Raw genomic sequence first — 13,171 nt, forward strand, 5'->3', positions numbered from 1 at the left:
TGAAGGCTTGGTAAGCTCTACCAAGCCTTTTATCAAGGAGTTAAAATGACCAAAATTCGGAATATTGTGTTTGTAATCGTTGCTAGTTGTTTTGGCTTATTGTTGTTCAGTTTTGGGCAGTCAGTGAGTTCTCATGGAATTTCCAGTTTAAGAAAGCCTTTTAATATTACTGCGAGTTCAAACAAGTTTACATCGGATGAGATAAACAAAAACCTAGAAACATTTGCTAATAAGAATAACATTAATATTGTTAAAGAGTTCTCGGTTCCAAAGGTTGGTACCAAAACTCGTCAAGCCTACTATGTTTTGGGTAAGTCTCATCATTTTTCAAAAAGCCAAGTAATAAAATCGGATATGGCTACTCATTCTGAATTTTTGACTAGCGATCTTCGATACCCGCTATACGTTTTTGGAGATGTTAACCAAAAAATCGTCAGCCAAGAACTCAATCGCTTAGGGTTATCTTTTCAGAGAAGTTCTGATAATTGGAATTGGCAAGTAAGTGATTTTCTTGAAGATAATTATTTTGACGTCTTTTTAGAACTGATACTGCTACTTTTGTTTTTAAGCTTGATTGTTTTCAATTTTAAGGCGTTGAGAGCTTCCAACATTATGTATTTACAAGGTGTGAGCAAACTAACTATCTTTAAGAAGCGGTTTATTAAAGATCAGCTTGTATTCCTTTCTGGTTATATCGTAGCTTATAGTATCAATCTCATTGTGTTGTTTTCAACACATCATTGGGGAGTAGTCTGGTTAGTGACATATTTTGCCTTAATACTATATGCGACCCAATTAATCGTTTACCTAATTGCTGGAATTATCTGGTCTTGGTCCTATAATAGAGCCACTATTTTACCAACAATAAAGGGCTCGGCTAAGAACCGATTGACCTTAGTCATCGTCCTAGTCGTAAAAACTATAACTGAAGTTATAATTCTTGCTTCATTATTGACCTTGGGACAACAGCTAATTACTAATCAGGAAATCAAGGGCCAAGTTTCAACTTGGTCAAAATTACAAGAACGTTATAGCCCAAGTCTTTCCATGAATATTACTAGTGAGGAGCAGGATACAGAAGATAAGCAAACCTATAAGCTAGTGGAATGGACATCTAAGCATCACGGCTTAATTTCGAATTATGCTGGTTATAATAGTGCGGAAGGCTCCGGGCGTTTAAACTTCAATGATTATTCGGATTACTATAACGGTGGAAATGTTTTAGTTGTAAATGCGGAATACCTCAGACTCAATCATGTGATGGATGGGCATGGAAATGAAATGTCGTTTAATGCAAACGATGCTGTAACACATTTCTTATTTCCTGAAAAGTTGAAAAATCAGGCGAATAGATTGACCCAAAAATATGTAGAGCAGATGGGACTAAGTCATATGTTTAAAGATGGAAATGCCAAGGTGGCAGTCCACTTGGTCAAGAATAATCAAAATCGTCTGACCTACAATCCAGCGAGTTTAGATATGGGATATTATGCAAGCAGTGTTCCAGATCCAGTAATTATTGTTGTTTCGCCGGAATCACTCAACGGGTCAAACTCAGATGCCAACCGTTTATGGAATGCCATGATGTCTAACAATGCCTTTAGTTTTACCGATTACCACAAGCTTAACCGAAAGTTGGTATCCTTGGGGATGTACAAACATATTGGGGGATATACCAATATTAAGAGTTACGCTAGTAAAATATATCAAGAGCAACAGTCAAAAGTGATGCAGCTATCAATTATTTTAGGATTAATGATTGGGTTGTTTGTTTTTGAATGTGTATTGGCATGTTCTCTCTACTTTGGAATCTATCAGCGCACTCATGCAATACGCACGCTAATGGGGCAGTCCTTATTGAAAACGCACTATAGGTTTGGACTAGTTTTAGCTGCACTGATCATTAGTGAATGGATGCTTAGTCTGATTGTTAGTCATAGCTTGCATCTTACATCAGTGTATTATCTTGTCGATTCTCTCATTACGTTTTTGATTTTCTACGTTAAATCCAAGAAAAATGTTATGCACATTGGGGCTAGTCTGAAGGGAGACAACTAATGTTAGAAATATCAATGGCAGCCAAAGCTTTTAATGACCACCAAATTTTCGAGGACCTGAGCCTGAAGTTTGAGCCGGGGAAAATTTATGCAATTTCAGGTGCATCGGGTGCCGGTAAATCAACGTTGTTGAATTGCATTGCCACCTTAGAGAACTTAGATAGTGGAACGATTCACTTTCGAGGTCAGAACATTAGTGATATTAACAATCGTCGTTATTTGCGTGATTACTTAGGGTATCTATTTCAAAACTACGCACTCATTGATGATGAGACAGTAAAATCTAACCTAATGATTACGAAAAAGTATGGTTTAGAACAATTAGAGTTAGCGTTAAAGCAGTTTGGTTTAGATGGATTTTACTTGAAGCGAAAGGTTTTTACATTGTCTGGCGGCGAATGCCAACGTGTTGCATTAGCTAGAATGTTATTAAAAGATCCGCCGATAATTTTGGCTGATGAGCCGACTGGGGCTTTAGATGCTGAGAATGAAAATATAGTTTTGGATAGTCTAAGGAACTTTGCTCAGATGGGCAAGGTAGTCATCGTTGCAACTCATTCTCAGTCTGTGTTGGCAAAGTCTGATGAGATTGTTCATCTGAGCTAAGATTACAAGCAGATAGTAGTAAACATTCGTGGTACTTAATTGGTTGATGAAGTGGTGTAAGGCTTCTCAGAATGGTGCACAAGCGTGCCGATTATCACGAGAGACTAGAGTACTATCTGTAGGGCAGGTGGTTTAATCTGCCTTTACTATATAATCCTTAAGGGTGCATGATAGTTAAACTATCGTGTTGCCCTTTTTTGTAATGACGAATTCTTAGAAAGGTTAAGAATTTCATGAAACTAGGCAGCAAGGGGTGACCAATTGCCCGGGAATTTCGTTAGTAAAAATGTGTGGTTAAAAAAAACGAGGCCAGGGTCACGCCCCAGTCTCGCTTTCGACGAGTTACTTTACCTGACCCGTCGTGTTGTTGTAATAATTAACTTTGTATTGACCATCAGTGACGGTAAGCTTGGTGATGCTCCCGTTATCGACCGGCACGGAGACGTCGATGTCCGAATACTTGGAAACGATGCTGCGGATGGTCGTGCTGTGGGTGGCAATCAATAGGCGGTCGCCGTCGTTGGCTGCCGCGATGGCGTGGTCCAAGCCGGGTTGAACCCGGGCCCAGAAGGCGTCATTATCTTCGGCATCGCCAAACGGATCTTGGGCGTGGAACATGTCCTTGGTCTTTTCAATCGTCAGCTTGGCGATCATGGCATTGAAGGAATCCAAGCCGACCGGCGTGCCCAGCGTGTGCCAGGTCAAACCGGTGTCGAGGCCTTCGAAGTAGCCGAAGTTTTCTTCGCGGAAAGCGGGTTCCGTCGTCAGTGCAACGGGGGCTTGATTGGCGGCTAAGATGTTTTTGGCCGTGTTTTGGGCCCGCGTCGTGTCACTGGCATAAGCGGCGGCAAAGCCAATCTTGGCTAACCGCTCGCCGGCGCGCTTGGCGTCGGCGATTCCCTTCGCGGTCAGGGGGGAGTCGGACCACCCTTGGATGCGGTGGTACTTGTTCAAATACGTTTGGCCGTGACGCACCAAATAAAGTTCAACTGTTGCCATGTCTTTCTCTCCTTTGCTGGACGCCGAAATGCTGTGGTTGTGGGCAATCGGTGATGGTTGGGTAACCTGTTTGCAGGTTGAAATCGCGTTTGTTCTGAAGCTTGAAATGCCAGAGCCTGCGTTAAATCGGATGCTGATGGCAGCGCAGAAGTCGTGCGTATCAGTCATCTGGTGTGGAAATAAGTCCCACGGCTGATCTCATTGGGCGCGACGGTAAGGCGGCTGTGTTCGCCATTTGCCAAACTTCAGTTAAACGGTCTTTCACCAGTGTAACAGTTCTAATTCAGAATGCCTAGTTCGCGCCGAATTTCACGAGCGGTCTCGGCACTGCTGGTGAAGATGATGCGGTCATTGAATTTCAGCGTTGTACTTCCGGTTGGCCGGACAAAGTGGCCCTCGCGGAAAATCTGGCTGATGGTGATGTCTTTGACAAATGGCAGACTGTGAATCTCCTGATCCGTGTAGCGTCGGTTGCGCAGGGCAACTTCGTAAACGGCCGAGGTCGAGGCGGTCAACAGGCGCAGCGTGGTTGGGGCCTCAATCAGACTACGCAACATGGCGATGTTGACGTTGGGCGTGTTGTAGACTTCGATGCCCAGGTCAGTCAGCTCGTCTTCGCGGGCGTCCAAGACGTTGCGGTCCTCGAAGCGCACGATGACGCGTTTGACCCCGTAGGCCTTGGCCGCCTTGGCCAGTTCGTAGTTCTTGGTGGCATTGAAATGGCCCAGTACGACGATATCGGCGTCAAAGGCATCCTGGGCCTCCACCGCTGCGGTGTCCAAAGAATCCAGAAGTTTAGCGTTGACCTCCGAATTGTAGGTCTTGAAGTTGGCTTGTTTGTCGGTGTACATGGTGATGTCGTACCAACTTTCGGCCAGCTGTTGGGCCACGGGTACCGTGAGCAAATTGGTGCCGATGAAGTGGACCGTTGATTTCTTCAGGTCCTCGGGTTCAGCGGAATAGCCGGTGTTAAACAGCAACGGCCCCAGGACGCAGGTCAAGATGGCGGCCAGTAGGAAGGCCCCGGATTGTTGGCTGGTAACGACTTTCATGGATTTGGCCACCTGCAAGACCGCCAGGACCATGGTGATGGTGGCAGCGGAGATGGCGGTGCCGGCAAAGGCGTTGCCTCGTTTGAAACGTAGGCGCAAGATGCCGTAAACAGCGGCCTTGGCCAGCAGGTAGGCGACAAAGAAAGCGGGAATCAACAGGAGAGTCGCCGGGTCGGCCAGCAGGGTGCGCAGGTTCAAGTCGGCTCCACTCATCATGAAGAAGATGGGGATGAAAAAGCCGTAGCCAATCCCGTCGAGCCGCACCATGGTGTCTTCTTGGGGCTGCAGTAATTTCATCACGATTCCGGCCACGAAGGCTCCGAGAATTCCTTCGGCGCCCACGGATTCGGCGATGACCACCAGACTGAAGATCAGAAAGAAGGCCAGCCGAATGTCCAGTTGGGTGGTGGACTTATTGATTCGGTCAAAGAAGGTAAAAAACGGCTTGAACCGTCGGAACAGCACGCCGGCGGCTAGGAAGACCAACAACAGAAGCCACAGGGACTGGCTGTTGTTGCCAAAGATCGAGGCGTAAACGGTCAAAGAGAACAGGGGCACGATTTCCCCCAAAGCGGCGATCAATAAGATGGTCTGGCCAAAGGGTTTGCTCAGCAGCTCCTTTTCCTTGAGCGTGGCGATGACGATCCCTAGCGAAATGGTCATGAAGATGATGGCCGCTAACCACGGGTCCTTGAACAGCCCCGTCCACTGGCAAATGAAGCCCAGCAGTAGCGATGTGACCATGATGGCCGCGTAACTGGTCACCGCTAGAAAGACCGGCGAATACTTCGGCGCGCTGCCGGCCACCTTGGCAGCCAGTGGCGTCTGCGGTTTCTTGCGCCGATTAAACAAGCTAAAATCGATCTCCATCCCACTCAAGAACAACAGGAAGATGACCCCGGTGTTCGACAGTAAGGACAGGGTGGCATTGCTGTGGACCACGTTTAAGACACTGGGTCCCAACAGAATACCCACCAAAATCTCCACCACGGCGGTCGGCAGCACGGTCAGCTTGAATTTGGCCATGACCAGCGGCGTCACCAGGGCGGCAGTTAAAATAATTAATAAGGAAAATTGATCCATCTAATTCACCCCCGCAAAAAGTCCCCTCCATTATAGCAAAGATGCTGGTAAATAAGTGATTTAACGACGGGCACTTTACTTTATTTATAGTCTGAATGCGTGTAAAATGGTAAGTCGAATTATTGTGCTAAAACCTGTTACCACAGTCGTCAGTTGCGGTCTGTAAGATGGTATTTGCAGTGGCAATGTTGTTGCTGGCCGCCTTACCGTTCGCTAGAGATGAGTTGGAACGCTGAGGGCGGACGGAGCGAGCCAAAGAGCGGTCTCGCCGCCTCGCTTTGAGCCGAGAAACCCGTCTCAAAGACGCCAGTGCCCTAAGCGCCGAAAACCGCAAGGGCACTCCCACAGCTGAACTCATCTCTAGCGAACTATCGGCTCCGGTAGTGGTTGCCAGTGAAACTGTCGTGATCAACTCACTGAACGACTGTGCTTGTCCGCCACCTGTGACGCTTGCTGATGGCGTTACTCCATGTCTGGCCACGGCTAATCGCGCCGGAGGAGGCCAGGGGTGGAGCCAGCTGTGTCGACGGTGTTAGCTGAGGTTTTGTCTCAGCTTACAGCGTGGGGCGACTTGGAAGACTCGCGGGTCTTGCGAGGCTTGCAAGCGAACCGGAAGCCCGCTTCTCAGGCTGGAGGTGTCCCCCATAGCAGGCGGAACCCCTGGCAGCCGCAGGCAACTGGCGAGGCGGTCACACGGGTTTTAGCACCAGACTGATAATTCGCAGCAGGGTAGTTTGCCCAGTTATTTGAGGAGGGATTGGCTTGCCAGATTCAATCAAGGCCCACGAGCAAGAACATTTAGACGCGGTGGTCGCAAAGATCAAGACCGCCGAAAAGGCAGCTAAGGAACGGATCGACGTTGCCGAAAGTGACGAAGCCGGCATCCGCAAGAACTTCGTCAACGATTTGCGTATCAAGACGGATAGTTACGAAGGCTTGCTGGAAACGGCGCTGTCCGTGCGGCAGCAACAACAACTGTTGGCCGAACGGCAGAACAGTTGGCAACACGCCACCACGGAATTGAGTACGCTGCAGCGCCTGGAGAAGAAGGCTTACTTTGCCCGCATCGACTTTCAAGAAGGCCCCAAGGCCAAGGTCGAAACGATTTACATCGGGCTGGGGTCCTTTTCCGATTCGCCCGACCATTTCCTGATCTATGACTGGCGGGCGCCCATCTCAAGCATCTACTATGACGGTGAGCTGGGCAATGTCAGCTACCAGACGCCCGATGGCGAACAAACGGTTAACGTCAAATTAAAGCGCCAATTTCAAATCGAAGATGGCACGATCGTGACCCTCTACGATACCGATCAGACCGTGACCGACCAAATGCTGCTGTCGGCGTTAAGCGAACATTCAGACACCAAGATGAAGAGCATCGTCACCACGATTCAAAAGGAACAAAACCAGATCATCAGAGATACCGCCTCGGACCTCCTGTTTGTCCAGGGGGCCGCGGGATCCGGGAAGACGGCGGCCATTTTACAACGGGTTGCATTCCTGTTGTACCGGTACCGTGGGCATTTGAACGCGGGGCAGGTCATGCTCTTTTCACCGAACCAATTATTTAACGACTACATCGACCAGGTGCTCCCGGAATTGGGCGAGCACAACATGGTCCAGATGACCTATTACCAATACGCCGGGCGCCGCTTGCCGAAGATTGAAGTGGAAACGTTGGCGCAGCGCTTTGGCGAGACCAACACCCCGGCCCAAAAGAAGATCAACCAAATGAAGGGGAGCCTGGCCTTTTTCGACGCGGTCACGGGTTACGCGGATCATTTGGAAAGCAACGACATGGTCTTTCGCAACATCAAGTTTCAGGGTGAGGTCTTCATTCCTAAAGAAAAAATTCAAGAGATCTATTACAGCTTCAACCGCAACTACCACCTGGGCAACCGCCTGCAGGCCACCAAAGAGGCGTTGATTCGCATTTTGAACCGCCGTATCAGCAGTGAAATGAAGACGCGTTGGGTGGAAGACGCCATTCAGGACCTGAGCAAAGAGGAGTTGGATTCACTCTACGGAGATGACCCGCGGGAATTCGACTCGTCCGAAAAGGAAACGCAATTTCTGGCGCGGAAAATCGTCATGAAGGCCTTTGAGCCGATTCGAAAAGCCATCGTGCGGGCCCGGTTCTTGAGCATCAACAACCAATACGTTCACATGCTGCGCGACATGCCTAACCGCATCGACCTCAACGACTACCACATCACGGTGGCCGACTGGAACGCCAGTGTGGAGGAGACCGTGGCCAAATTACGCGACCATCACATGCAACTGGTCGACACCACGCCGTACCTGTATTTGTACGATAAAATGACCGGCAAGTCCGGCGAACGCGACATGCGCTACGTCTTCATGGATGAAATCCAAGACTACAACGCCTTTCAATTGGCCTTCCTGAAGTTCAGCTTCCCGCGCGCCCGGTTCACGATGTTGGGAGACCTGAACCAGGCCATCTTCACCAAGGAAAATAGCCGCACGCTCTTGCAGGAATTGAGCACGATGTTTGACCCCGACAAGACGCGCGTCGTGCAGTTGACGCAGTCGTACCGTTCGACGCAACAGGTCACCGATTTCACCAAGCACATCTTGAAAAACGGTGAGGCGGTCACGGCCTTTGCGCGTGAGGGTGAACTGCCAACCATGGCGGTCGCGGAAAATGAAGAGGCGGCCTTACAAAAGGTTATCGCCCAGATCAAGCAAAATGAAGCAGAGGACGAAACGACGGCCATCATCGGCAAGGACCTGGCCGATTGTCGCGAGCTGACCGACCGGCTCAAGGCTGCCGGTGTGGCCGTGACGCTGATCCAATCCGAAAACCAACGACTGGCACCGGGAACCATCGTGGTGCCATCCTTCCTGGCCAAGGGATTGGAATTCGACGGCGTCATCGTCTGGCACGCCTCGGCCAGCCGCTATCACGCCGAAGACGAACGTCAGCTGCTTTACACCATCTGTTCCCGGGCCATGCATCGCCTGAGCGTGATCGGTGTGGGCGAGCTGTCGCCCCTGTTGCGCGACGTGCCAGCGGATGAGTATGAGATGGTTTAACTGGGTGGTGTAAACTGGGTGTCCGCAACGTAGCGGAGGCTGGCCGCCTTGCCGTTCGCTAAAGTTTGTCAGTGAGGCTGTTGTGATCAGTCGACTGAACGACTGTGCTTGGTCGTCATCTGGTGTGACGATTGCCGAAGTTACGGTGACGTTTGAAGTACTGACAGTCGTGCCGGAGGGGGTCAGGAGTGAAACTATTTTCAGATTGACCCTGGCAAGAGGTGGCTTTACCCTGATCCAGTCCGCTTAAAAATTAATCATTTCCAAGGAGTAGCTTGTGGTCACAATTACCAGTGACCGGGCTACTCCTTTTTGTGTCATTGACCATTGGTGCGCAAAGCTGATGCTTTTTTGGCTATCGAGGTTAGCTAGACTAGCTGTTTCAGGGGAGGGCAGTCATTGACTAAATAACGGGGGACTATCTCAGTATCACTTGCAGCGATAGGGCTAAGCCAATTAGTTTGCCAACCACCAGTCGTAGCCGAGAGTTCGTCAACTATGGGCTCAGCTGTGGGAGTTCCCTTAGCGGCACGGTCCATGGCGCTTAGGGAACTGGCGTCTTTGAGACGTGACTTTCGGCTCAAAGCGAGGGCGAGACCGTACTTTGGCTCGAACGGTCCGCCCACCGCGTTCCAGTCCCATAGTTGACGAACGGCAGGCGGCCAGTCCCCACAATCCCACGTCGTTGAAAACTTATTTGGCCATAGCCCTATCTGCGGTATAATAGGACTTAATTGTGTCAGAGGTTGTGGACCGCAAGTATTCCCGGAGCCGTGAGTTTGCCGGCGCGGGCGGGGGCCACAACGCTGCGTAGTTAGAAATCAAAGTAGAGGTGTCTCCATGAGTGATCCCATTAATTACAATGCATTCACGCGCGCGCAGTGGCGGGCATTTTCCGACGACGCCACGTTGCCGTTGACCCAGGAGAGTCTGCGGCAGATCAAGGCGTTCAACGACCGCATTTCCCTGCAAGACGTTCAGGATGTGTACATTCCGCTGGTGCATTTATTACACTTAGAATTCGACCACTATCGGCAGTTGCAGCGTGACAAGGCCAGCTTTTTGCAGCAACAGCCGCGGCGGGTGCCCTTCATCATCGGCATCGCTGGTAGTGTGGCGGTCGGCAAGAGTACCGTCGCTCGGCTATTAGAAGTCCTGTTGAACCACTATTTCGAGGGCAAACGCATCCAGCTGATCACGACTGATGGGTTCTTGTACAGCAATGAGGAGTTGAAAAAACGCAATCTCATGACGCGTAAGGGCTTCCCGGAGAGTTATGACATGTCGGCGTTGATTCAGTTTCTAAACGACGTCAAGGCCGGTCAGGAGCTGATTAAGGCCCCGGTATACTCCCACAAGGTCTACGACATCGTGCCCGACCAGTTCGAATACATCGTGCACCCGGACGTCTTGATCGTTGAGGGCATCAACACCCTGCAATTGCCGACCAATGAACAAATTTATGTCAGTGATTTCACGGACTTCTCGTTGTACGTCGATGCCGACCCAACGCTGATTGAAAGCTGGTTTTTGGAACGCTTCGAGCTGTTGTTAGAGACGGCTTTTCAAGACCCGACCAACTACTATTATCCGTATACCATCGTCAGTCACGCCGAGGCTATCGCCAAGGGCAAGCAGGTGTGGCGCGACATTGATCTGAAGAATCTGGAAGAGTACATTTTGCCGACGCGCAACCGGGCGGATATGATCTTACACAAGACGTTCCACCACCGGATCGACCGGCTACTGTTGCGGAAATACTAGGGGGGTGAGCCGGTGCTGCGAGATGCAACGCTCGTGGATGCGGACGCCGTGGCGCTGTTGGTGCTCCACGAATTGGAACGCCGCCAGCTCCGGCGACTGCGCCGCGTCAGTAAGGAGCAATTATCACAAATGTTATTCGTGGGGGTGCGCCAGCCTCAATTTCGCTACGGCTATCCCCAGGCGCGCGTTTACCAAAATCAGGGCGTAGCAGTCGGGGTGGCGTATGGCTATCCGGCCGCCGTCGAGCCCACGCTGGACAATCGCTGGACCAATCTGTTTGCCCGCCAACAACTCACGCCGCCCCAACAAGACGTGGTGACGCCGCGGGCTTTGCCGGACGAATGGTACCTCGACTTACTGACGGTGCGCAACCGCTCCAAGGGCAAGACCTACCAGCAGAAATGGTTCGATGAGTGGCTGCTGGGTGACGCGATTCACCGCGCCCGGTTAACCGGTGCCCCCGTCATCGCCATGGACGTCCGCCCGGGCAGCGCGCTGGCCAAGTTGGCGGCGGGATTTGGCTTCGTGGCCACGGCCCGGCGCCGCTTGGACCGGCAGACCTATTACCATTTGCGCCTAAAGCTCACGCCCCAAATTGACTAACCGGGTAAACTGATTCTGGTGCGATTTGGGCCAAATAACATTGACCCGCGTGGCAGAAATCTGTATGATATAACCAATGTTGAAAAGAAAAGAAAGGGTGAATGGCTTGGCAAACGTTGATATGTCCAAATTCGATAAAATCATCGTCTTGGACTTCGGAAGTCAATACAATCAATTGATTACGCGCCGGATTCGTGACATGGGCGTTTACTCTGAATTAAAGGCGCACACCATGAGTGCCGCCGAAATCAAGGCTTGGGGCCCCAAGGGGATCATCTTCTCTGGGGGACCAAACAGTGTGTACGATAGCTCGGCCTTTAACGTCGACCCTGAGATCTATCAGTTAGGGATTCCAATCTTGGGTATCTGTTATGGTATGCAACTGATGGCTCACGACCTGACTGGCGGGAAAGTTGAAGCCGCCAACAACCGCGAATACGGGCGAGCAGAAATCACCGTCTTAAGTGATGATGCCAAGCTCTTTGCGGGCACACCGAAGCAACAAACGGTGTGGATGAGCCACGGCGACTTGGTCACCCAAGTGCCGGACGGCTTTGAACGCGTGGCGACGAGCGAAAACTGTCCAATCTCCGCCATGCAAGACGTTGACCGGAACTTCTACGGCATCCAGTTACACGCGGAAGTCCGCAATACGGAATACGGCAACGACATTTTAAAGCACTTTGCCTTTGACGTCTGCCACGCGGCAGCCAACTGGTCAATGGACGACTTCATTGACCTGCAAATTGCCCACATCCGCGAAACGGTTGGGGACAAACGCGTGCTCCTCGGCTTGTCCGGTGGGGTTGACTCCTCCGTGGTGGGTGTGCTCTTGCACAAGGCCATCGGGACGCAACTGACCAGCATCTTCGTGGATCACGGTCTGTTACGTAAGGGTGAAGCCAAACAAGTTATGGACAGCCTGGAAGGCAAGTTCGGCTTGAACATCGTCAAGGTCGACGCCCAGGACCGCTTCTTAAGCAAGCTGGCCGGCGTCACCGAACCCGAAAAGAAACGGAAGATCATCGGTAACGAGTTCATCCAAGTCTTTAACGACGAGGCCCAAAAGCTTGACGGCATCGACTTCTTGGCCCAAGGGACCTTGTACACCGACGTCATCGAAAGCGGGACCGACACGGCTCAGACCATCAAGTCTCACCATAACGTGGGTGGTCTGCCCGAAGACATGCACTTCCAATTGATCGAACCATTACGCTCTTTGTTCAAGGATGAAGCCCGTGAATTGGGTGAAAAGCTGGGGATGCCAAGCGACTTGGTTTGGCGCCAACCGTTCCCAGGTCCTGGCTTAGGGATTCGGGTCTTAGGTGAAATCACCCCAGAAAAGTTACAAATCGTCCGCGATAGTGACTTGATCCTGCGCGAAGAAATCAAAAAGGCCGGCCTCGACCGCGATATTTGGCAATACTTCACGGTCTTACCAAACATCAAGAGTGTCGGTGTCATGGGGGATGGCCGGACCTACGACTACGCCGTGGGTATCCGCGCCGTGACCTCCATCGACGGCATGACCGCTGACTTCGCCCGCATTCCGTGGGATGTCTTACAGGAGATTTCCGTTCGGATCGTTAACGAAGTGGATCACGTAAACCGCATCCTCTATGATGTGACGAGTAAGCCGCCTTCGACGATTGAGTGGGAATAGGATTTATATCCCACATAGATAGAGAGTGTTGAGAATCAAGGACTCTATTGAGTGTTAATACACCGAAAAGATAGATAAAACGACATAGTTGTTTGCCAAAGACCAACCGATGTCGACGTAAAAATGCTTCGTATCGTTTATTTTGATACGAAGCATTTTTTATATTTACATTTTTTGATATGCCTTTCAGTATGTAGACAGGCGAAAATCAAAAGTAGAAATGAAACTAAATCTGGAATTAGCCGAATATTAACGAAAATGGGCAAAATAAAACCGCCAAGCCGAGA

8 protein-coding genes are annotated in these 13,171 nt (G+C 50.5%); 6 read left to right on the forward strand and 2 right to left on the reverse strand.

The window, feature by feature from the left end:
* Positions 1 to 45 precede the first annotated feature (45 nt).
* Together LKH74_RS07675 and LKH74_RS07680 are read left to right on the forward strand one after the other, a co-directional pair.
* Entirely contained in the window at positions 46 to 2,058 is a 2,013-nt protein-coding gene (locus LKH74_RS07675; protein ID WP_287708151.1) for a hypothetical protein, read from the forward strand.
* The gene (locus tag LKH74_RS07680; RefSeq protein WP_287708152.1) at positions 2,058 to 2,663 is read left to right on the forward strand and encodes an ATP-binding cassette domain-containing protein; all 606 of its coding nucleotides are present in this window, start codon (positions 2,058 to 2,060) and stop codon (positions 2,661 to 2,663) included. The genes LKH74_RS07675 and LKH74_RS07680 overlap by 1 nt, the downstream gene beginning before the upstream one ends.
* Before the next feature lie 342 nt (positions 2,664 to 3,005).
* Here the strand turns inward: LKH74_RS07680 and LKH74_RS07685 are convergent, their stop codons facing one another.
* Both LKH74_RS07685 and LKH74_RS07690 read right to left on the reverse strand, forming a co-directional pair.
* Positions 3,006 to 3,662 (reverse strand): histidine phosphatase family protein, encoded by a 657-nt coding sequence (locus LKH74_RS07685; protein ID WP_135367617.1) that lies wholly within the window; start codon positions 3,660 to 3,662, stop codon positions 3,006 to 3,008.
* A 278-nt stretch (positions 3,663 to 3,940) separates the two neighbouring features.
* Entirely contained in the window at positions 3,941 to 5,797 is a 1,857-nt protein-coding gene (locus LKH74_RS07690; protein WP_287708153.1) for a cation:proton antiporter domain-containing protein, read from the reverse strand.
* 762 nt (positions 5,798 to 6,559) lie between these two features.
* On the opposite strand from LKH74_RS07690, the gene helD reads away from it, so the two are divergent.
* The 4 genes from helD (at position 6,560) to guaA (ending at position 12,884) form a co-directional block, all read left to right on the forward strand.
* The gene (gene helD, locus LKH74_RS07695) at positions 6,560 to 8,854 is read left to right on the forward strand and encodes an RNA polymerase recycling motor HelD (RefSeq protein WP_287708154.1); all 2,295 of its coding nucleotides are present in this window, start codon (positions 6,560 to 6,562) and stop codon (positions 8,852 to 8,854) included.
* Between the two features lie 840 nt (positions 8,855 to 9,694).
* The gene (gene coaA, locus LKH74_RS07700) at positions 9,695 to 10,618 is read left to right on the forward strand and encodes a type I pantothenate kinase (protein ID WP_135367614.1); all 924 of its coding nucleotides are present in this window, start codon (positions 9,695 to 9,697) and stop codon (positions 10,616 to 10,618) included.
* A 12-nt stretch (positions 10,619 to 10,630) separates the two neighbouring features.
* Entirely contained in the window at positions 10,631 to 11,221 is a 591-nt protein-coding gene (locus LKH74_RS07705; RefSeq protein WP_287708155.1) for a hypothetical protein, read from the forward strand.
* A gap of 121 nt (positions 11,222 to 11,342) precedes the next feature.
* Positions 11,343 to 12,884: a glutamine-hydrolyzing GMP synthase gene (guaA, locus tag LKH74_RS07710; protein WP_434737634.1), complete on the forward strand. Its 1,542-nt coding sequence runs from the start codon at positions 11,343 to 11,345 to the stop codon at positions 12,882 to 12,884.
* Positions 12,885 to 13,171 lie beyond the last annotated feature (287 nt).

Origin of the sequence: Levilactobacillus sp. (assembly GCF_022646225.1) — a bacterium.
GTDB lineage: Bacteria > Bacillota > Bacilli > Lactobacillales > Lactobacillaceae > Levilactobacillus > Levilactobacillus suantsaiihabitans.

Bases quoted from the DNA above. Each gene is read 5' to 3' on its own strand.
- LKH74_RS07675 (WP_287708151.1), top strand. From the start codon at position 46: ATGACCAAAATTCGGAATATTGTGTTTGTAATCGTTGCTAGTTGTTTT.
- LKH74_RS07680 (WP_287708152.1), top strand. From the start codon at position 2,058: ATGTTAGAAATATCAATGGCAGCCAAAGCTTTTAATGACCACCAAATT.
- LKH74_RS07685 (WP_135367617.1), bottom strand. From the start codon at position 3,662: ATGGCAACAGTTGAACTTTATTTGGTGCGTCACGGCCAAACGTATTTG.
- LKH74_RS07690 (WP_287708153.1), bottom strand. From the start codon at position 5,797: ATGGATCAATTTTCCTTATTAATTATTTTAACTGCCGCCCTGGTGACG.
- coaA (WP_135367614.1), top strand. From the start codon at position 9,695: ATGAGTGATCCCATTAATTACAATGCATTCACGCGCGCGCAGTGGCGG.
- guaA (WP_434737634.1), top strand. From the start codon at position 11,343: ATGTCCAAATTCGATAAAATCATCGTCTTGGACTTCGGAAGTCAATAC.